This is a genomic window from Pseudarcicella hirudinis (assembly GCF_900115665.1).
Lineage (GTDB): Bacteria > Bacteroidota > Bacteroidia > Cytophagales > Spirosomataceae > Pseudarcicella > Pseudarcicella hirudinis.
Window position 1 is genome coordinate 70302 of sequence record NZ_FOXH01000022.1, and the last position, 22341, is coordinate 92642.

Below are 22341 nucleotides of genomic sequence, written 5' to 3' on the forward strand. Positions count from 1 at the left end.
TCCGGCAAAGGTTTCAGAACTGTTCCGGAAGAATCCGCAACAATGATGAAACCTTTCTGCCTTTTTGTTTTCCGAAAATCAGGATTAAAATGACAAGTCTTGACTCTCTGAGGAACTATGCGATCCGTTCTAATTTAACAGGATAAGTTTTCTTTGAAGCCCACTGCGGAACATATACGTTTTCATCAGAATCCACATAAACATCATGCGGATGCATGAATACTTTGTTTGGATCTTCTTTATACTGGCGTTGCAGTTTTCCGTCTTTATAGATCGGTTCAGAACCACCTGGTGTGGAAACTACTTTCATGTCTTTATCAAGCACCTGAATATATCCGGACCAGTTCCATGAGTCGTCAGTACTTCTGAAAACAGCCCCGTAAATGTAATCACCATGAAGAACAGGACGACAGATATATGAGCCAGGCAAATGGTAAACCGCTAAAAATTTACCATCCAGGGTAAATCTCTTCAAACAGTTATGACGACGATCTGTAACCAGCAAAGTCGGATTCTTTTTGTCTCTGGTATCAACAAGCACACCATGGCAGCAGTCGAATTTGTCATCAGCATAAGCCTCTGAATATCCGCCAAAATGTCTGATATATTTACCTTTTGAATCATATTGTGTGATATATTGGGAACCATAGCCATCCGCTACATATATATCTCCGTTGGCAGGGTTAACAGCGGTTTCAGTAGGTACAAAACGATTTGGAGACTCATATACCCCTGTTTCTTTAGGATACTCAATTTTGAAGATTTCCTTCCCTTTTAAGTCTGTTTTAATCACCTGATGACGGTTATTATCACAAATCAGTAAGAATTGCTCCCCTCCTTCATTTACCAATGTCAGGCCGTGTGCTCCCGGGTAGGTTGTTCCCCATGAATCGAGGAGTTTCCCTGACTTATCATAAATCAGCACATTATTTTTAGTTTCATTGGTGAGCAAAAACAATCTGCCTTTCGCATCTTCAACCATTTCATGACAATCATTCACCGGATTTTTGCCTGCATCCAGAATTCCCCAGTTCGGAACCACTTTATATTTATGAGAATTATGCCCGACGATTACCTCTCCGGCTTTGGGAGCGATAATTTTTCCGGATACAGAATTTGACAAAAGGCTTACACCTGCAGCAGCGCCACTGGTTTTTAAGAAATTTCTACGGTTGAGATGTTCATTCATGTTTTTGTACGGTTGTTGTCTTTTGAAATAATCGGATTCTGTATTTTAATAAACAATTTTATTGTTTGGTAATGAATTCATCAAGATTCAGAATTGCACTTGCTACCATTGTCATTGCTGCGGTAGAAGGAATATTCTTTGGTTTGATCGCATCATCCTTACAAATGCCAAGTAATTTATCAGCCTCTTTTGGTTTTTGCTGATAGGTTTTATAAGTATTTTGGTAAAAACTCAGCAAAACTTCCAGTTTTTGAGGGGTAATATCACGGCTTAAAGCTAATCTGTACCCTTTTCTTATCTGAGCCTCTGTATCTCCGTTTTCCTGCAACATTCTTTTTGCCAGAAATTTGGAACATTCTACATAAACAGGATCATTCATTGTAGTAAGAGCCTGCAAAGGTGTATTGGTACGGATTCTTCTCGCCAGACAAACCTCACGGCTTCCTCCGTCGAAGGTCATCAGTGAAGGATACGGCCCGCTTCTCCTCCAATACGTGTACACCGCTCTTCTCCACTGGTCTTCTCCGTCGCTCAACCTCCACGACATGCCGCTGTAAGGTGAATTCCAGATTCCGTCAGGCTGATATGGCATTACACTTTTACCATACATTTTATAGCTAAGTAAACCACTCACCAATAATGCCTGATCACGGATCTGTTCCGCATTCAGACGTACCCGCGGTCCTCTGGCTAAAAAACGATTCATCGGATCTTTTTCAAGCAAAGCGGCATTTGCTTTTGAGTCCTGCTGATAAGTAGCAGACATTACAATCTCTTTCAGCAGTTCTTTAGGCTGCCAATTATATTCATTCATAAATCTGGTTGCAAGAAAATCCAGTAATTCAGGATTGGAAGGCGTAAATCCCTGCGTTCCGAAATCTTCCAGTGTCTCCACAAGTCCCACCCCGAATATCTGTTCCCAGAAACGATTCACAGCAACTCTCGCCGTAAGAGGGTTTTCCTTACTTCCAAGCCATTTAGCCAGTCCTAATCTGTTCTTTGGCAGATTTCCGGGTAGTCCTCCGAATATTTTCGGTACATCCGGCTGAACTTCTTTTCCTTTTGTTAACCAGCTTCCTCTGTCAAAAACCTGTGTTTTTCTTGTAAAATCCGCCGGGTTTTCAAACATTACAGGAGTAGTAATTGCCGGATCCGTTCTCACCAGATCCATAAACATCTGCTGCCCGGTTTCATAACCGGCTTTCCCTTTTCCGGGAAAGTCATCCAGTAGAATAAAATACCCAATCACACAGGTTGATTCTTCAGGTTTTACCTTAGGATTTGTAAATTTCAGAAACCAGTCCTGTTTTCCGGAAAGTTTCGGAAGATCAAACACTTTATAATCCCATGAATTTGTCCAGCCACCTTTACCTGTTGTATCAAGTCTGATGGCCATCAGTTGTTTCCCGTCAGGGGATCCTAAATGTACCTCCATTCGGGTTGGTGCTCCGGTTTTATTGCCGTAAGCAACCATTAAACGGGTTTTACCTTCTACCGGCATTTGTTTAAACCTTACTGTACCACCATTTCTTACCGACAGGTATTTATTATCAGCCAGGAAACCATTTACAAACTGATCTCCCCAGTGCGGATGAATTTTCGGTTCTAAAAATCTTACTTTCTGCTCATATTCTGCCGAAGCCTTATCTGAAACATTGGTTTTAAGCCATGTTTTTAAAGCAACCAGTTTTGTGCTGTCTTCGGATTTAAATTCTCTCAGAAAAGGAGAATCATCCGGTACATCTTCATCACGGGTATTGTTGAAAAAGGCAAGATATTTATAGTATTCATCATGACGAATGGGATCGTACGGGTGAGAATGACATTGTACACAGGCAAAAGTTGTTCCCTGAAACATCTCCCAGGTAGTATTGACTCTGTCGAGAAGTGCCGCCGTTCTGAACTCCTCATCATCTGTTCCCCCTTCATCATTATTCATGGTATTCCGGTGGAAGGCAGTTGCGATATATTGACTTTTTGTAGGATTTGGCAATAAATCCCCGGCTAGCTGTTCAGTCAGAAACTGATTATAAGGCATATTATCGTTAAAAGCCTTAATCACATAATCTCTGTATTTCCAGATACTCCGGCCTTCATCTTTTTCATAACCTTTGGAATCAGAGTAGCGGGCCATGTCAAGCCATAATCCTGCCCAGCGTTCTCCAAACTGAGGTGATTGCAGTAATTGATCTACTGCTTTTTCATATGCATCATCTGAATTGTCAGCGAGAAAGTCATTTAATTGCTTTTCCGTCGGAGGAAGACCGATCAAATCGAGACTGACTCTTCTTAACAACACTCCTTTTTCAGCCTGATCAGCATGCTTCAATCCTTCTTTTTCGAGTTTATCCGAAACAAAATAGTCAATGTCATTCTTTTCCCATTTCTTTCCTCCAAACCATGAAAAGAATCCGGCAAACATACCTTTATTCGGCACTTCGATTTCTTTAGGCCTGGTAAATGCCCAATGTTCTCCCCATTTCGCTCCCTGCTTTACCCATTTTGTCAGTATTTCAATTTCTTCCTTCTTTAAAGGCGCTGTTTTATAAGGCATTCTTTCCTCAGGATCACTATGAGAAAGGCGGGCAATAAAATCAGAGTGTTCCGGATCTCCCGGAATGATTGCAGGTTTTCCGGATTTGGTTTTCCCTAAAGCTTCTTCTCTGAAAAGCACACTAAAACCGCCCTGTTTTTTCACTCCGCCATGACAGGCTATACAGTTTTTATTTAATATCGGTTTAACCTGAGTACTGTAATCTATTTCATCACTGTTCCCTGACAGGGCGAAATACCCGACTGCCAAAGCCCCGATTCCCGCAGTTATATAAAGTATCTTAGAGATATTCATTTGTTTTTAATAATTTGAAAAGCTGTACATTTCAACCAAATGCCCAATGTGCCTAAGCCAGAATCTCTTTGATCACTGAGCCATGTACATCTGTTAAACGGAACGGGCGGCCCTGAAACTGGTAGGTAAATTTCTCATGATCAAAACCCAGACATTGCATAATAGTAGCCTGTAAATCAAACACAGAAGTTCTTCCTTTAATACCCGAATAGCCGATTTCATCAGTTTCTCCGTGAGAATAGCCTTTTTTAACACCTCCGCCTACCATCCAGACTGAGAAAGCTTCAGTATGATGGTCTCTTCCATAAAATGCCTGAGTCAAACCACCTCTGTTTTCCTGCATAGGCGTTCTGCCGAACTCTCCTCCCCATACCACTAATGTTTCATCCAATAAACCTCTTTGCTTCAAATCCATCAATAAAGCTGTTACCGGCTGATCGCTTTCCATACATTTCTCTTTCAATCCGATATCAACGGATTCATGCTTCCCGGTACCATGTGTATCCCAGCCCCAGTCGAAAAGCTGTACAAACCGAACCCCCTGTTCTACCAGCTTACGGGCCAGCAGACAATTGTTGGCAAAAGACTCTTCTCCCGGTTTGGTTCCATACATTTTATGAATGTATTCGGGTTCATTCTTAATATCCATTACCTCAGGAACAGAAGTCTGCATTCTGAAAGCCATCTCATATTGTGAAATACGGGCTAAGGTTTCAGGATCTTTAAACTCTTCATATTCTTTTTGGTTAATGGCATTTATCGCTTCAATTGATTGCTTTCTCAAGTCGCCGCTTACACCATCCGGATTGGAAATGTACAAAACCGGATCTCCTTTGGAACGGCATTGTACTCCCTGATAAACCGAAGGAAGAAAACCACTGCCCCAGGCTGATTTTCCGGCATCCGGGTTTTTCCCGCCGGAGGCCAGCACTACATAACCCGGCAAATTAGCATTTTCAGAACCCAACCCATAAGTTACCCAGGAACCGATACTTGGTCTTCCCAAACGGGCAGAACCTGTGTGCATCAGTAATTGGGCAGGTGCATGGTTAAACTGATCGGTGTACATTGCTTTGAGAAATGAAACCTCGTCTGCCACTGTCTGCAAGTAAGGAACCATATCTGAAATCCATGCCCCTGATTGTCCGTGCTGAGAGAATTTCGCTCTTGTACCAAGCATTTTAGGTACACCTCTGATAAAGGCAAACTTTTTACCTTCCAGTAAAGATTGAGGACAAAGCTGTCCGTGCAGCTTTTCCAGTTCAGGCTTATAATCAAAAAGTTCTAACTGAGAAGGAGCTCCCGCCATATGGATATAAATCACAGATTTAGCTTTGGCTGCAAACTGAGGAAGCTTAGGAGCTAAAGGATTCCCTGTATTAGCAAGCGGGTCACTGGTATTACCACCCAAAAAATTACAACTCTGTAAAAATGAACCCATTGCCATCATTCCTAAACCGGTAGTGCATTGTTTGAGAAAATGCCTGCGGGTTTCAAAGTTCAATGCGGTAGTTTGTGCTTCCTCGTAAATTTTCATACTTGTTATCGGGGGTTTGAGTAGCTTCTTTATATACTGAAACGTTTGTATCTGTTTAGATTATTGAATGATTTTCTTAAAGCGATTTCCTTCTGATTAATTTGAAAGGATTAATAATTTTCTCATATTTCCGCTCTATAATCATTTCCGCCAATGTCTTGCCCATCAGACCAAAATCTGTGGAAACCGTAGAAATACCACCTGAAATCACTCTTTTAAAAGGAGTTTCATTATATGACAATATGCCGATTTCTTCTCCCAGAACCAGTTTTTGTGCTTCAGCCCGCTCTACAATATCAACCAGACATTTATCATCGGCGAGCAGATAAAGGGTTTTCTTTTCAAGAAAATTATTTCCCAGACTACTTTTCAGGCAAATGCTTATTTCTTTCTCCTCTGCAAACTTTTTCAGTCCGTTCCAGATGCCTGTAATAAACTGATATTCCTCAGCGATAATCAGTTCAATTCTTTCATATTTCTGAATCAGGTCCCAACCCTCATGCAATGACCTGTAAAGATCATTTTCAAAATCCTGTCCCAGAAAAGGATATTCTCCGGAGAACATCTCCAGTCCGATATCAATGATATATGTTTTCCGGCGTGGCAGGTAATTAAGTAAAGCCCTTGCTCTTTCTGTAATAATCGGCATGACCACATATTCTGTATAACTTCCTGCGTTTTCCTTAATCAATGTTTCAAAAACCTTCAAATTGGAGTGGTGATAATAAATATCCACGCTTCCCGATTCTCCGAGGCCATCCATGAACTGATAATACATTTCCTCCTTAAAGGCGTTCATTTCGTTAAACAGCAAAAACACCTTATGCTTTGTTGAAGTATTAACGCTTGATACATAATAGCCTTTCCCCGGAACGGATTCAAGTATTCCATTTGCCCTTAATTCATTAAAAGCCTTGAAAACCGAATCCCTGGAAAGGGAGAATTTGTTCGCAATTTCATTGACAGAAGGCAGCTGATCTCCCAACCCGATCTGCTTATCTTCAATTGCAGAACTTACCGAACTCATAATCTGCCGGTAAATCGGTTCCTTCTGTGTGGCATCTATTTCTAAAAAATCTAGCATAAATCTTAAAATAACAACTGGTAGGTACTGGTTGGTAAAATTAGTTATTTTTTTGATATTCATATAACTCATCACACATATTTTATAAAGTTTTATGCAAAAAAGCATCTGTTTACCCCATAAGCCCTGTCAGATGCCTATACATCAACCTTATTCTCAGGATTTTTACCGGAAGCCTTATTTAGAAAAAAACTAAATAAGGCTTGTTTGTTTGATTTTTGATGAACAACTTTGCATTGTTTATAATTAGTCTAAATAAATACAACATTCGTAAAGACTATTCCTTAAACAGCTTTTATACCAGTCATTATTATCATCAGTAATAAACCGACAATTCCGAAATGACGACTATCTCTAAAATCGCTTTCTTTTGGCTCATCATTGCCATTGGATATTCCTTTCACTCTTCATATCATATCTCGGGTATCATGTTTGGAGAAGAAATCAAGCTGGCCAATGCTACAGGGAAAACGCCTGTTTCGATGCACCTTATCCGCATTGTCCTTGAAATTTTCACGATGCTGCTTGCGGTTCTCACGGTTCAGCTGAAAGGAAAGCTTTTTGCTAAATTTTCGCTTGTCTGGGCAATTTTATTGGGGCTTGCTAATGTTGCGCACCTGATAGAAACCGGCCTTCATGAGCTTACGGATTATTCACAACTCGCTCTGCTGAGCTTTATATTACTTGTAAATGTTTTCCTTATCCTCAACACTAAAAAAAGAGTTCAGGAAAGCTAGGACAGGATTTTTTTATTTAATCAATCACCACATGAAAAACCCAATACCAAATCTCAGAAGTCATCTTATTTATAGCATTTTTCTGGTTTTATCTACCTTTATTGCCAATGCACAAGGCGTCATTAAAGGTCGTGTAACAACCAGTGACGGAAAGTCTGCCGAATTCGTTACCCTTAGTTTAAAAGGAACCTCCAGAGGAGCAACATCCAATGAAAAAGGTGAATACCGCATTGAAAAAGTAAAACCCGGTAAATATATTATCCAGGCCAGTTTTATTGGTCTTGAAACCAAGAATCATTCAGTAACCGTAGAATCCGGAAAAGAAAGTGAGCAGGATTTTGTATTGCAGGAAAACAGCCAGCAATTACAGGAAGTTGTAATCAGCGCCAATCCAAATAATTACAATCCGTCCAATTCCTCTCCAAGTCTGCGTATCCTGACTCCTATTCTGGAAACCCCTCAAAATATTCAGGTAATTACCGGTAAACTTTTGGCTGATCAGCAGATTTTTGATATGCTGGAAGGTGTTACGAGAAATGTCAGCGGAGCTACCCGTGTAGAACACTGGGATAATTATGCACGAATCAACATGAGAGGTTCGCAGATCGCAGCTTTCAGAAACGGGATGAATGTACAAATGCCCTGGGGACCTCTTGCAGAAGATATGTCGATGGTAGAAAGAATAGAATTTGTAAAAGGACCTGCCGGATTTATGATGGCCAACGGAGAACCCAGCGGTTTTTATAACGTAGTAACCAAAAAGCCTACCGGTATTACCAAAGGCGAGGCCTCACTCTCATTAGGTAGTTTCGATACTTATCGCTCCACACTTGATCTGGACGGAAAATTGAGTAAAGATGGCAAATTGTTATACCGCCTGAACATCATGGGACAGGCTAAAGGCTCTCACCGCGACTATGAGTATAATAATCGTTATTCTGTTGTTCCGGTGATTAAATACAAGTTTAACGAACAGACTTCATTAACAGCCGAGTACACTTATCAATTCTCGCAAATGTCAACTGTTGGTTCTAACTATGCCTTTTCTGCAAAAGGTTATGCCGATCTCCCTTATAATTTCACAACCGGAGATCCGAATATCGACCCCACCAATATCAACGACCATAGCTTGCTGTTAATTCTGAATCACCAGATTAATGATAACTGGAAATTAACCGGACAACTGGCTTATTTCAACTTCAGCCAGATTGGTAGTTCTTTATGGCCTTCGGGTATAGATAAAGCCGGGAATCTTCAGCGTTCATTAAGCATCTGGGATGCCGCAAGTGAAAACAAAATGGGACAGATTTTTGTCAACGGTGATGTACAGACTGGTTCTGTTTCTCACAGAATTCTGGCCGGATTAGATATGAGTACTAAACACTATATGGCCGACTGGGGACAAAATTTCAAACTGAATGGCAGCGTTCCTTTTAACATTTATCATCCTGTTTATGGCCTTCCGTTAGATTCTGTTCCGGTTTTTGATCGTTCCAGGAGCCTGCGTGCCCGTGCAGGAGGAAATGTATTGACTCAAAGTTATACCGGTTTATATGTTCAGGATGAAATGCACTTACTTGACGACAAAGTACGTCTGACGCTGGCAGGCAGATATACAACTGCTAAAGACAGCCAGTATGGGGCAAGTACCAATGAGTCTGTATTTACGCCAAGAGTCGGAATCAGTGTTTCTCTTGATAAAAACTCGTCAGTTTACGGGGTTTATGACCAGGCTTTCGTGCCACAGTCAGGGGTTGATTTCTTCGGTAAAAAGTTTGACCCGATTAAAGGAAATAACCTTGAAGCAGGTTTGAAAAGAGATTGGATGGGCGGCCGCTGGAATACTACGCTTTCAGTATACCAGATTACAAAGAATAACGTATTAACTTCTGACCCGGCGCACATTAACTTCTCTATTCAATTAGGACAAACTACTACCAAAGGAGTGGAGTTTGACCTGAGAGGTGAAATTGTCAAAGGATTAAACCTGACGTTAAACTATGCTTACACAGATGCGAGAGTTACGAAAGATTCCCAGTCAGATAAAGTAGATGTTGCGGTTCCGGGTTCTACTAAACATGTTACGAACGGATGGCTTTCATACCAGTTCAAAGATCAGACCTTGAAAGGCTTTGGTCTATCACTGGGATATCAATGGCAGATCGACCGTTCTTCATGGTACGTATTCGACGGAACCAATCAATCTCTTCCTGATTATTTCCGTATGGATGGTGGTCTTTCATGGCGTAATGAAAAATTTACAGTAGCCTTAAATGTGAATAACCTCCTTGATAAGTACTTATTCTCCGGCGCTCCATATGGTTCGCTATACTACTGGCAGACTGAGGCTCCGAGAAATACACGTGTTACAATCGGTTATAAATTCTAAGATGTCTTTTAAAAAAATAACAGGAAAATTACACCTCTGGCTCGGACTTTCGTCCGGGCTTGTGGTTTTTATAGTGGCTCTTACCGGTTGTCTGTATGCCTTTCAGGCTGAAATTCAGGACCTGGTACAGCCTTATAAGTTTGTTAATGCACAAAATCGACCTTTTCTTCCCCCCAGCACTTTTCAGAAAATTGCGGAAAAAGAATTACCCGGCAAAAAAGCCCACAGTATTCAGTATGAAGGAAAGATGAAGTCTGTACAGGTTGCTTTTTACAACAATGAACCTGAATACTATTATGTAGTCTTTCTTGATCCTTATTCCGGAAAAGTATTAAAGACAAAAGATATGAATGCTGACTTTTTCAGGTTTGTGCTTATGGGTCATTATTACCTCTGGCTTCCTCCTGCCATAGGCCAGCCTGTAGTAGCAACCGGGACACTTATTTTCGTAATATTACTGATCAGCGGAATTATCTTATGGTGGCCTAAAAATAAAAGTGCAGCCAAACAACGCTTTTCTATTAAATGGAGTGCACAATGGCGCCGGAAGAATTATGACCTGCACAATGTACTGGGCTTCTACATGACCTGGATTGTAATCTTCATTGCACTTACCGGACTTGTATGGGGTTTTCAATGGTTTTCTAGAGCAGTATATTGGACTACTTCAGGCGGTAAAGAAATGATTCAGTTTTCAGAACCACTCTCCGATTCGACCAAAACCACACATATAGCGGGTATTACTCCGGCTGATAAAATCTGGGCTCAACTAATGAAGGATCTCCCTGAAGGTAATTCTTGGGAAGTACACGTTCCTGAAAGTCCCGGGTCGGCTATTTCAGTTAATATCAATCCTGCTCCGGGTACTTACTGGAAAACAGATTACCGTTATTTTGACCAGCATGATCTTGCCGAAATATCAGTAAAACATCCCTACGGAAAATTCAAAGATGCTAAGGTTGCAGATAAAATCATGCGTATGAATTATGACCTGCATGTAGGAGCTATTTTTGGTTTACCCGGCAAAATATTAGCCTTTTTTGCCAGTCTTATCGCTACCAGCCTACCGGTAACAGGTGTAATTATATGGTTGGGCCGAAAGAAAAAAGACACAAAAATTAAGAAAAAAGAGGTAAAGCAGGAGAAGCAGAATTCTATATAAATGGCTTAAGGCTTTATTCTTATTTCAAACATAAAATTTACACTTTAAATAACAAAAGCATGAATATCTCAAAAATCAACAGGCTATTATCTGTACTGCTTTTACTCATGTTTCCGCTTATCTCTATGGCACATGGCTATTGGCTGGAAGTAAATAGTTTAGCAAAAGCAGGTCAGGCAGTAAGTATCAGATTATTTTATGGTGAATACGCCGAACAAGTCAGAGAAACAGGCGATCGCCTTAATAAAATGGCTGACATCAAAGTTTACGTACTTGATGAAAATGGCAAAAAAACGGAAGTTTTAATGAAACAGACTAACACCCATTGGGAAGGCTCTTTTACACCTGAAAAAGAAGGTTTCTATCAGGTTTTAGGAATTAATGACCAAAGAGAGGTTCAGGACTGGACTAAACATAACCTGGGAGTTATCCGTCCGGTTCAGTTTCTGAGAGCAAATTTCACAGCAGGCAAAAAAGCAACTGTTACAAACCACCCGCAATTTCTGGATGTTTCTTTGAAAAAGGATCAGGGAAAATATATCCTGACGGCCCTTAAAGATCAAAAACCTGCTTTAAAGGCTAAGCTGACAATCGTCAGTCCTTCCGGCTGGGAAAAAAGCAAATCAACTGACGAACAGGGAGAAATAGCTTTTCAGACACTGGAAAAAGGCATTTATCTGATCGAATTTGAATGGATTGACAAAACTCCCGGAACTTTTAAAAACAAAAATTATGAGTCTGTCCGTTATCAAAGTAATACAACTTTTGTCGTAGAATAAAATAAGCTGAATGAGAGTGGATTGCAAATCTTAGGTTATATAGTCCGTGTAATCACGAAAACTATCGGACTATACTCCTATTAGTTTCAATCTATTCTCATTCAAAATCAGGCTTTCTTATTCTTTTATCTTTTGCAGGAGATTCTTTCAGGAAGAAAATCCCAGTTCTTTCAGGAAAAATTCCCTGTAATTATTCCCGATTGGGATTTCTGTATTATTGATAAACACTCTGTTTCCTTCTATATGATCAATTTTTGATTTGTTAATGATAAAAGAACGATGTATCCGAAGGAATAAAGATTTAGGCAATAATTCTTCAAAATTCGAAAAGGTCATATTGGGCTGAAGCATCATCTGAGTAGTGATGATTTTTGTATAATTACCACTTGCTTCTGCGAAAAGCATATCATCATGCTGAATTTTAAAGATTTTCCCTTCTGTTTTAATAAAAACAAAATCCTCCGCTTTTATTTCGTTGTTTTCCTGAACAAAACCTTTCTGCATCTTCAGTTTTTCCAAAGCACGGTCCACAGCCATGATAAACCTTTCAAGTGAAAACGGCTTTAATAAATAATCACAGACTGCTAAATCAAAAGCATCAAGTGCATGTTCCTTATAGGCAGTTGTAAATATAATCTGAGGTGGATTTTTAAGCGTTTTCAGAAAAGCGATACCATCTATAACGGGCATATTAATGTCCAGAAAAAGAATGTCTGTCTTTTGCTCCTGCAGAATCACCTTCGCCTCCATCGCATTACCGCATGAAGCAATAATCTGAAGATACGGCAAATGACTGCAATAGGTCTGGACAATTTTTCTGGCAATCGGCTCGTCGTCAACAATCAGACAATTAAACGTGTTCATTTTATTTCATTTTTAAACGAAGCATAATCATATAAAAATCCTCCTCATTTTGTACGTTCAGTTCATGCTCATGAGGATATAACAATTCGAGCCGTTTTGTAACATTGGCAAGCCCGAATCCATTACTTTTTTCAAAATTCACCCTGTTTGTTTTTCCTTTATCCTGAGAGTTTTTTACCGAAAACAGAATAGAATTGCCCCATATTTTCAGGGTAATATCGATATAAATCCGCTCGTCAGCAGTATTTTTTGAATGTTTGAAAGCATTTTCTATAAATACGATCAAAAGCATTGGTGCTATCTTAATCTCTTCTGTTGGTTGTTCGATTTCCAGTTTTAAGACCAGCCTGTCTCCTACCCTTATTTTCTCAAATTCAATATAGTTATCAATATAAACCAGTTCATCTTTTAAAGGCACAAATAACTCATTGGCTTCATATACCGAATACCGCAATAATTCTGACAATTTCAACAATAAAGGTGGTATTTTTTCATGCTCGGTAATGGACAATCCATACAAATTATTGAGGGTATTGAACAGAAAATGAGGGCTAAGCTGCGACTGAAGCAAATGTAACTCACTCTTACTGTGAGCTGCAGAAAGCCGGGCTGCTCTCAGCTGATTCTGACTTACATCATGAGTGATTTTAATCAGCATACCAAGACCAAGACTTATTACTACAAAAGGCAGCCAAAACAGTAATAAATTGATGGCATCTCTACCTTGTAAAGGAAAGTCTGCATGAAAAAATAACCAGCCGGTACAAACTGCGATACCAAGGCTAAGTCCTGCCAGTACACCAACAGGTAAAGCCGTTAATTTTGATGACCAGATCTGTATGATATATCTTCCGGAAAAAATTCCTCCGATAAAAAAAATAGTAGCTCCTGTAGCAACGGCATCATCCTCTGAAACATGAATAGATTCCAAATAAGAGTGGACGGCCATAAAAACAGGAATTGAAATTATTGCAGAAAACAGAATGTATAATTTCCGTCCAAAGAAATCATTCAGTAATATGTCTTGATTAGTTTTCATGATAATGGAAGATTGCTTGTTTCATTTTCCGACAAATGTGAGCAACCTATTCAAAATGACTAAATTTCAATGACAGGTTATTACAAATCCCTGACGAAAACCTCTTTTTAACCCACCAGACGTTTCAGCACGCTGAAATTACATTCCGTCAGTCCTTTGGCAAGGTACAACACATTTGTTTTATGTGGAGATATGAGCTTTCAATATTTGTGCGAAAAATATTTAACAACATCCTCAACACAAAAAATATGAAAGCCTTTGTCTTTTTCCTGTTCTGCTCAGTTACTTCATTTGCTCAATCTTCTCCCAAATTCATTTCAGGGAAAGTAAAAGATAACCGGAATGAAGTTATTCCCGGAGCAACGGTAAGATTATTAAATGTGATAGATTCCACCATGATAAAGGGAGAAATCGCCGACGGAAAGGGAGAGTTTAAATTCAATAATCTCCCGGATGGTGTTTATATACTTGCCATTACTGCCGTCGGACAAAAAAAATACCTTAGTATACCGCTTTCTGTTGATGAACATCACAGACAGATCGTATTGCCGGCAATTGTGATGTCAGCTGCTCAAAATACCGGTTTGCAGGAGGTAGTTGTAAGGGTAAAGCGACCATTGATTGAACAGGAACCTGACAAAACTATTGTAAATGTGGAATCGATGATCAGCAGTGCGACAAGTAATACCCTTGAAGTGCTGGAAAAAACACCGGGAATAAGTATAGGTTCCAATGGTGAAATAAGTCTGAATGGCCGGGGGGCTGTTCTTGTACTTATTGATGGCAGACCAACTTATATGTCGGGACAGGATTTAGCTGCATATTTAAAATCCCTGCCGGGAGGTTTGTTAGACAAAATAGAATTAATGGACAATCCTCCTGCCAGATACGATGCTTCGGGGAATGCCATTATCAATATTCGTCTGAAAAAAAACAGAACAGGAGGTCTCACAGGCAACATTTCCTCAGGTTATAGTCAGGGAAGATATGCCAGAAATAATGAAGTTATCAATTTAAATTACAACCATAAAAAACTGAACATTTTCGGGAACATTGGTTACAACCTGGAGAAAAACTACACCACAGAAACATATTTCCGAAGATTTTACCAGGAAAATAATGAGCTTAGTTCAAAAGTGACACTTCTTAATAATCAGCTTTATCAAAACGGCGGACAAAGTGTGTATCTGGGTTTAGATTATGCGGCCACTCCCAACACTACCTATGGATTTTTATTTAACCTAAACAAAAACTCAAAAGACGGGCGACTAGATTATTTCAGTAAGAGCTCCACAACTGATAATAGGCCAGATGTTATTGGTACCGGCAATACTATCGGGATGGACAAAAGAACAAACCTTGGTATAAATCTCAATTTCCTGCACAAATTTAAGAACCAGGGAAAGGAGTTATCTGCTGATATAAATTATTTGAACTATCAGTCAAAAGGCAATCAGACTTTACAAAACTTTGTGTATCAGCCGGAAGGGACTTTAACCGGAAATAATGAGTTTTTATATCTTTTGCCATCCACGATCAATATTTTCACCGTCAAGGCAGACTATGTTCATTCCCTCAAAAACAATGCAAAATGGGAAGCAGGCTTCAAATCCAGTCTGGTTAACAACGATAATATCTCAGATTATTATTTAGTTGCCGAAACTGGTTTAATTTCAGATAACAGCAGATCCAATCATTTCAAATATGATGAAAATATTAATGCAGCTTATTTTAATACCCAAAAGAGCTGGAAGCGTCTGAGTGCACAGTTTGGTCTGAGGATAGAAAATACCAGAGCTACAGGACAGCAGCTGGGAAACGAAATGGTGCAAAGCAGCTCTTTTAACAAAGATTACACACAATTATTTCCAGGTGCATTCATAAGTTACAAACTCGACACCTTAAACAAAAATACCCTGACATTAGGTATTACCAGAAGGATTGGACGACCAAATTATCAGCAATTGAATCCGTTTCTGTTTTTCATTGATAAGTACTCTTACAGTTCAGGAAATCCTTTGTTAAACCCTCAGTACCAGTACAGATTTGAAATAAAATACCAGCATAAACAGTTTCTGCGAATGGGCTTAAGCTATAATAAATTCAGTGATCTGATTTTTCAAACGATGCAGACTGTCAATGATATCTTTATTAACAGTCCTAATAATCTGGGCTTCGGATATATGCTATTGCTTTCTAACAATTTGTCGTTCTCTCCTGCTAAATGGTGGTATGTCAATACCGACATTATGCTTTCCCGTATGGGTCTGGACGGGACTTCCTATTCAGCCACACTCAATCCAAGTGCCTGGGTAGCCAGAATAAATGTGATTAATCAATTCAGATTTGAAAAAGGATGGAGTGCTGAATTTGGAGGATATTATGCCAGTATAGACCTCAACGGACAAGCTTTTACAGAACCCAGATATAGACTGAATGCAACTATACAAAAGAAAATCTGGAAAGAGAAAGGGAGTATCAGGCTCGGCATTGATGACATGTTTCATTCCTGGATACAAAAAAACAGTTCGGTTGGATTAAAACAGGCTGATTTTCTGCTAACCAACGAAAATGATACACAACGAATAGGTCTTGCATTTACTTATCGTTTCGGCAAAGAAACCTTCGCCCGTAAACGCAGGCATAACAACAATGCCTCAGATGCAGAAAAAGAAAGAGTGGAATAGATAAATTGTATGGTATAAAGATACTTTTCAGGGTATCATCAACCTTTCCTTCACCTTGGTCCGCGACAAACGGACCTCTTACCTATTTAGACTTATGCCCGCTCTGTCTGTAGTCAAAAAACTACGGACAATTGTGTCTGGGATACAAAAAGTACACATTAGCTTCATTTTATCATTTTATTCTCAATCATTGTTCTCCCTTATTTACCGGGAGACACACTTAACTCTTTTGCAATCCTTAGAGTCCTGCGAAACTCTATAGACAGGGGAAATAAAGATAGCTTTCTCTTTAGAATGCAGGTAATTTGAGAGAAATATTTACGAAAAAATTTTGTTTATTATTGGATAAAATAGTAGTATTGCAATACAGATTCATCAGATGATATGATGAATTATACACATATGGCATTATTACGAAAAAGTTCATTAGCAAAAGAAGTCTCAAATCTCATTGAAAAGGAGATAAAGGAAGGCATTTATGCTTTAAATCAAAAACTACCAATCGAACCTGAGCTGATGCAAAGATATGGTGTTGGGAGATCTACTATTCGTGAGGCGATTAAGTATCTCGTTCAGCTGGGTTATGTGCAGGTATTGCAGGGGGTTGGAACCTTCGTATCTAAGACAACTATAAGTGCTCCCATAGATGAAAAATTAGGAACTGCACTTTTTGAAGAGATGTTTGAGGTAAGGCAACTTCTAGAGCTTAAAATAGTGGAAAAAGCTGCGATAAATCGTAATAGCCGACATCTGGTAAATATTAAAGAGAAGCTTAAAGTAAGAAATCAATACGCTAACGAGGGTAAAATCTCAGAATGCTTTCATGCAGACATCGAGTTCCACAATGCAGTAGCTGAGAGTTGTGGAAATGAATTGCTATTTGAATTGTATAAAGTTTTATCCATGCAACTCACTAAATTGTATTTTGAGAGCTTTTCAGATACCTCCATCTTCATTTACAAAAATGAGTTACATGAAGAACTTGTCAAATATATTGAGTCACAGAAACCTGCTAAAGCCTTAGAAGTTGCTAAAAAGATCATTGCATCTCCCTAAATTTTTAAAATAATTCATCAGATGATATGATGAATTATGTGGTTATTTTTTTTGAATTTGCAGGCTATAAAATCACTTTTTCTTTCACTATAATATTATTTTCATATGAAAACGATTAAAGGACCTGGCGTATTTTTAGCTCAATTTCTTAGCGATGAATACCCGTTTAACCGCTTAGAAAGCTTAGGAGACTATATGTCAAACCTTGGGTATAAAGGTGTGCAATTACCCATCTGGGATTCAAGAATAATCGATATAAAGCTGGCTGCCGAATCTCAGACCTATGCAGATGATTTAAAAGGAATGCTACGGGATAAAGGGCTGGAAATCACGGAACTCTCTAGTCATATTATCGGTCAACTGGTGGCTTCACACGCCGCTTACGACGATTTTTTTGACAGTTTTACCATTCCACAGATGAGGAAGAATCCTAAAGCACGTATGCAATGGGCTATTCAACAACTCAAATACGCAGCTCAGGCTAGCCGGAGACTTGAACTTCAAACAAGTATTACATTTTCCGGATCTCTTGCCTGGCCTTTTATGTTTCCATGGCCCCAACGGCCAAAAGGGTTAATTGAGATGGCTTTCAATGAACTCGCCACCAGGTGGAAACCGATTCTGGATGAATACGATAACAATGGAATAGATTTAGCTTTCGAATTACATCCCGGAGAGGATGTATTTGACGGAGCAACTTTCGAAATGTTTGTTGACTACTTAGGAGGTCATTCCCGAGCCAATATAAACTATGACCCTAGTCATCTCATTTTACAACAACTTGATTATTTGCAGTTTATAGATATTTACCATGATCGTATAAAAGCCTTTCATGTGAAAGATGCGGAATTCAATCCTTCTGGCAGGCAAGGTGTCTATGGGGGTTTCGCCAACTGGGCCGACAGAGCCGGAAGGTTTCGTTCGCCCGGAGATGGACAAGTGCGCTTTAAAGATATTTTCTCTAAGCTATCACAATATGATTACGATAGTTGGGCTGTCTTGGAGTGGGAATGCTGCATCAAATCCCCTGAGCAAGGAGCCAGGGAGGGAGTTAAATTTATCCAGAATCATATTATTGAGGTAACTCATAAGGCCTTTGACGACTTCGCAGGCGGAGAACCCGATGAAGAACGTAATAAAAGAAGTCTGGGGTTATAAAATACAGGACTACGATGATAATGAGAAGGAAGTGAGTGGTGATAAAAGGAGTGTAAACATCTTAATCATACCACATTTATACGATGAATTAAAGATTCAAAGATATTTATGTATTTCAATTGTTAAAAAGATATGGGAACTTTTTCAGATACTATTACCACTGCTCACCGGAAATTCGTCGGCAGGCAGCACATGTTTTTTGTCAGTACAGCCCCGTTAAGTTCTGATGGTCATGTTAATTTATCTCCAAAAGGGCTTGATTGTTTCCGCTTTCTTTCCGATAAAGAGGTAGGGTACATGGATTTAATCAGCAGTGGGAATGAGACCTCCGCACACATTTTGGAGAACGGAAGAATAACCCTCATGTTTTGTTCGTTTGAGGGGCCTCCCAGCATATTAAGGCTATACGGAAAAGCGGTAACCATACTACCTGGTACTGATCTGTGGGATAAATATGCCCCTCAATTTATTATTCATCCCAGCACTCGTCAACTTATCGTGGCAGAAATCAGTCTGGTTCAAACTTCGTGCGGTTGGGGAGTACCTTTGTTTGACTATTTAGGCCAACGTGATATCCATTTCAAATGGGCTGCTAAAATAGGTCAGGAAGGACTGGAAGAATACATTGAAGAAAATAATTTAGTTAGTTTGGATGGCCTGCCCACAAGCCTGGGTTTATCTAAGGAATGACTGCATTCTTCTACAGAGACCCTGCTCTGTCCGTAGTCAAAAAAAGACTACGGACAATCTATAAAAAAGTGTTTGTGACAGGAAAGGTAGCTTTACGATCTTCCTGGGTTTTATCCCAAAATATGCCCAAACAGCATTAAAGCAAGCCTTCCGACCTGCTTTATTGTAGCTATTCTACATCTGTTTTCCTTATCCAGCCTTCGATGGTTTTGCTGCCGTAGTACCGGATTTTTAGCCAATCGTCTTGGGTTTCTAAAATCTCTACTTCATCACCTTTCAGGAGGTACATTTGGGTAGGTTTGTTAGGTTCTGAACAAATAAAGGATTTCAATAAGGTAATTTTCCTCTCACCATGTTCCATAAAACTTAAATATTTTTGCCAGTGTTTTTTATTTTCTTTGAGTGCCAATAAGACATAATCAGGGATTCTATCTATTTTTTTATAAACATCTGGATCTTTACCAAAATTGAAGTTGATGGTAGTGGGTGGTAAACCTTCTGGAAGCTCATCATTAATCGACCAATCACAAGATCTCGTTGGTTTATATAAGTTTCCAAACTTATCATATCCAATTTTATTATCACTTTTATCATTTTCGATTAAATCATCATAAAAAAGAACATATTTACCTGTTGTTTTTAAATCTTTTAGATGCTTGGGGCGTGTATCATAAGGAGAAGCATCCCAAAAACCATAGTAAGAGTATGGCTCATTATAAATACTTGCTTTTTTTGACTCAAGCCAGAAAGTTATATCTATTGATTTATTATCCTTGAAAATAATCCAAAAACTGTCATAACCTTCCTTAGGGGGGACAAATTCCCAAACACCTATAAATTGATTAATTTTGTTGTTTTGAGAAAAAGAAAATTCACAAAATAATAGCGTCAAAATAACTAAGATTATTTTTTTCATTATTTTAAAAGGTTATATGCTTTTTTCGTTAAAGTTTTTCTTTGAGGTAATCCATTGGGTCCTCCATTGACCTTTCTTGAAACCTTCTCTATGCTATCGTCATCTACTGTAGTAGCGAGAGTATTGGCATTGACACTTTTCCAAAAAGCTAAAGAAGATTGCATGGCAAAGTCTAAATCTGTGATTAAAAGCTCACGTGTTGCTTCACAAGCATCTGAATCGCAAGTAAAATCCTTTTTGTTATCTGGAAACGTGGTATTCCAGTTGGTCTGCAAGTCTTTGTATTTTTCTTTCCCCGTCAAATGCAAAAATGCTCGCCCTCTAAAACGGCCCCCATCTCCACTGTTTGGAGTACCATTGTCCAGGCGGCAAGAATAAACATAGTCGAAAAGTTTGATAGAACATTTGTATTTATCCTTTACCACCAAATCAGATGTTATTTTGGTTAGTTTAGGAATACATGAGGTAGGTTCATCTCCATTGCATTCATCTAAATTTGATTCATAACCGACGAACAGATCACAATATTTTACCTTTCCGAATATTACTTTTATTCTGTCCTTAGAATAACAATAATCCTCTTTTAGACTTGACAAATTACTTTCCGCCCCAATCTGTCCTATAAAATGAGCCATTCGTTCAGGTGTTGTTAAACCATAGTCATCGCTGTACTTATTAATTATGCTTGCCACCTCATCACATCTGTTTTGTGGTGTGTCCGGAAATATCTCATGTAATTGTGTGCCTGTAACAGGAAAGCTAGCTTGATGGTCTTCCTCAGTTTTATCCCCCAGATACCCCCAAACAGCATTGACCTACCAAAAAGAAAAGCAAGCCTTCCGACCTGCTTTATTCAAGCTATTCTACATCTGTTTTCTTTATCCAGCCTTCGATGGTTTTCGAGCCGTAGTATCGGATTTTTAGCCAATTTATGCCTTTTACTAACTTTTCTTCTAATACTTCTACTTCGTCGCCTTCAATTAGATACATTTTTGTTAATGTAAATGAATCATCAAGAATGAACCTTTTTTGAAATCTAATTTTCTTAAAACTTTCAAAAGCAATTTTTTTATAAAAATCTAAGACATATTTAGGTGGCGAAAGTATGCGATTGTAATTGACAATTTTTGATGGAGCGGTATCATCCCAAACATAATACCTATTTGATTCTTTAGGATCAATATAGTAGTAATTAAGGCTAGGTCCGATATCGTTTATTTTTATTTCCCGGCCATTTATTACATCATCGTTAGTGTATTCGAGTAAATATAAAAGCTCCATTCCAATATCATTTAACTTAAAAGGTCTATCAAAATCAACAGAGTCTATAGGAATAGTTTTTTTGTAAATTCTATTAAATTCAGAATCTTCTGTAAACGTTGCTGTTTTAGGAACGCAGTAATTAATAAAATCGCTCATATTATCATCTTTTGAATACGTTTCATTTATGGTATAAATTCTATTTTTATACCATAAATTATAATATTTTGAACAACACTCCATTTTCCAAATTCCATTGAGGTATTGGTTAATAGTTTGAGCAGACGTAGTCAAACCCCACAAAAACATAAATAGTATTATGATATATTTTTTCATCATTTCAGTATTTGAATAGCTTTATCGAATATTTCCTTTCTTTTGTCATTATCCAATGCAGCAGAGTTAACTTTTTTTGAAATAGTCTCGAAACTTTTCAAGCTACAGCCTTCTTTTAGTGTGTCTGCAGTAGTGTTTAAGCCTCTAGTTTGCCAATACCACATACCAGAGATTGCATCAATAGTTTTATCCTCTCCAATCAAATCAGAATTATCTACTACATCTTTAAAATCATCGGGTGTGTAGGTTTTCATCCAATTATTAAACTGAACATATTGTTTTTTCCACGTTAACTGGATCCAGCCATGCCCTCTATATTTGTAACCATCTGTACTCTCCTCATCACCATTATCACCTTCACATTGATATACATAACTAAGTAAGTTTTTTTCGGCAGTCTCTTTGGGATTATTTTTACTGCAGATATACTTATTTGGCACATCATCTACTGAGTTCCATGGGAATTTTTTAGTACCTTTCTTACTACTTGAATATCCCAAACAGCCATTGATAAAATTAGGTTCTGCCCATGTTTTTCTTGCAATCCAGCCACTCCAACTACTATTCGTGGAAGTATAACAACCGCTTTCCGCTCCTTTATTTGCGGTAT

Annotated in this window: 18 protein-coding genes; 8 read left to right on the forward strand and 10 right to left on the reverse strand. The window is 38.7% G+C overall.

Annotated features, from left to right (window positions below; all coding sequences use genetic code 11):
* Positions 1-115 precede the first annotated feature (115 nt).
* From BM179_RS24310 to BM179_RS24325, 4 genes are all read right to left on the reverse strand, one after another.
* Positions 116-1189 carry a twin-arginine translocation signal domain-containing protein gene (locus BM179_RS24310; RefSeq protein ID WP_092019755.1) on the reverse strand — a complete coding sequence of 358 codons (1074 nt, stop codon included), beginning with the start codon at positions 1187-1189 and terminating at the stop codon, positions 116-118.
* Between the two features lie 58 nt (positions 1190-1247).
* Complete coding sequence (locus tag BM179_RS24315; protein WP_092019756.1) at positions 1248-4037, reverse strand: DUF1553 domain-containing protein; 2790 nt, start codon at positions 4035-4037, stop codon at positions 1248-1250.
* Between the two features lie 52 nt (positions 4038-4089).
* Positions 4090-5574 (reverse strand): DUF1501 domain-containing protein, encoded by a 1485-nt coding sequence (locus BM179_RS24320; protein ID WP_092019757.1) that lies wholly within the window; start codon positions 5572-5574, stop codon positions 4090-4092.
* Positions 5575-5650: 76 nt separating this feature from the next.
* Positions 5651-6658: a GntR family transcriptional regulator gene (locus tag BM179_RS24325; RefSeq protein ID WP_177219506.1), complete on the reverse strand. Its 1008-nt coding sequence runs from the start codon at positions 6656-6658 to the stop codon at positions 5651-5653.
* 341 nt (positions 6659-6999) lie between these two features.
* Between BM179_RS24325 and BM179_RS24330 the strand changes: the two genes are divergently transcribed.
* The 4 genes from BM179_RS24330 to BM179_RS24345 are packed head-to-tail and all read left to right on the forward strand — an operon-like array spanning position 7000 to position 11725.
* Positions 7000-7395, forward strand: coding sequence for a hypothetical protein (locus tag BM179_RS24330; protein ID WP_143095317.1), 396 nt, complete (start codon positions 7000-7002; stop codon positions 7393-7395).
* 31 nt (positions 7396-7426) lie between these two features.
* The gene (locus BM179_RS24335) at positions 7427-9784 is read left to right on the forward strand and encodes a TonB-dependent receptor (RefSeq protein WP_092019760.1); all 2358 of its coding nucleotides are present in this window, start codon (positions 7427-7429) and stop codon (positions 9782-9784) included.
* Position 9785: 1 nt separating this feature from the next.
* Positions 9786-10946 (forward strand): PepSY-associated TM helix domain-containing protein, encoded by a 1161-nt coding sequence (locus tag BM179_RS24340; RefSeq protein ID WP_092019761.1) that lies wholly within the window; start codon positions 9786-9788, stop codon positions 10944-10946.
* 59 nt (positions 10947-11005) lie between these two features.
* The gene (locus tag BM179_RS24345) at positions 11006-11725 is read left to right on the forward strand and encodes a DUF4198 domain-containing protein (protein ID WP_092019762.1); all 720 of its coding nucleotides are present in this window, start codon (positions 11006-11008) and stop codon (positions 11723-11725) included.
* 147 nt (positions 11726-11872) lie between these two features.
* Here BM179_RS24345 and BM179_RS24350 read toward each other — a convergent pair whose 3' ends face one another.
* Both BM179_RS24350 and BM179_RS24355 read right to left on the reverse strand, forming a co-directional pair.
* Entirely contained in the window at positions 11873-12589 is a 717-nt protein-coding gene (locus BM179_RS24350) for a LytR/AlgR family response regulator transcription factor (RefSeq protein ID WP_092019763.1), read from the reverse strand.
* Position 12590: 1 nt separating this feature from the next.
* Positions 12591-13628: a sensor histidine kinase gene (locus BM179_RS24355; RefSeq protein ID WP_092019764.1), complete on the reverse strand. Its 1038-nt coding sequence runs from the start codon at positions 13626-13628 to the stop codon at positions 12591-12593.
* 248 nt (positions 13629-13876) lie between these two features.
* On the opposite strand from BM179_RS24355, the gene BM179_RS24360 reads away from it, so the two are divergent.
* The 4 genes from BM179_RS24360 (at position 13877) to BM179_RS24375 (ending at position 19219) form a co-directional block, all read left to right on the forward strand.
* The gene (locus tag BM179_RS24360; RefSeq protein WP_177219507.1) at positions 13877-16315 is read left to right on the forward strand and encodes a TonB-dependent receptor; all 2439 of its coding nucleotides are present in this window, start codon (positions 13877-13879) and stop codon (positions 16313-16315) included.
* 402 nt (positions 16316-16717) lie between these two features.
* Complete coding sequence (locus BM179_RS24365) at positions 16718-17371, forward strand: FadR/GntR family transcriptional regulator (RefSeq protein ID WP_177219508.1); 654 nt, start codon at positions 16718-16720, stop codon at positions 17369-17371.
* A gap of 105 nt (positions 17372-17476) precedes the next feature.
* Positions 17477-18529, forward strand: coding sequence for a sugar phosphate isomerase/epimerase family protein (locus BM179_RS24370; protein ID WP_092019767.1), 1053 nt, complete (start codon positions 17477-17479; stop codon positions 18527-18529).
* A gap of 132 nt (positions 18530-18661) precedes the next feature.
* Positions 18662-19219: a pyridoxamine 5'-phosphate oxidase family protein gene (locus tag BM179_RS24375; protein ID WP_092019768.1), complete on the forward strand. Its 558-nt coding sequence runs from the start codon at positions 18662-18664 to the stop codon at positions 19217-19219.
* 169 nt (positions 19220-19388) lie between these two features.
* Here BM179_RS24375 and BM179_RS24380 read toward each other — a convergent pair whose 3' ends face one another.
* The 4 genes from BM179_RS24380 to BM179_RS25475 form a co-directional block, all read right to left on the reverse strand.
* A complete protein-coding gene (locus tag BM179_RS24380; RefSeq protein WP_092019769.1) occupies positions 19389-20135 on the reverse strand; it encodes an SH3 domain-containing protein in 747 nt (248 codons plus the stop codon).
* Entirely contained in the window at positions 20135-20770 is a 636-nt protein-coding gene (locus BM179_RS24385; protein WP_092019770.1) for a hypothetical protein, read from the reverse strand. The genes BM179_RS24380 and BM179_RS24385 overlap by 1 nt, the downstream gene beginning before the upstream one ends.
* A gap of 223 nt (positions 20771-20993) precedes the next feature.
* Complete coding sequence (locus BM179_RS24390) at positions 20994-21734, reverse strand: SH3 domain-containing protein (RefSeq protein WP_092019771.1); 741 nt, start codon at positions 21732-21734, stop codon at positions 20994-20996.
* The coding region (locus BM179_RS25475; protein WP_092019772.1) for a hypothetical protein at positions 21731-22341 on the reverse strand (611 nt) is incomplete at its 5' end. The genes BM179_RS24390 and BM179_RS25475, both read right to left, overlap by 4 nt.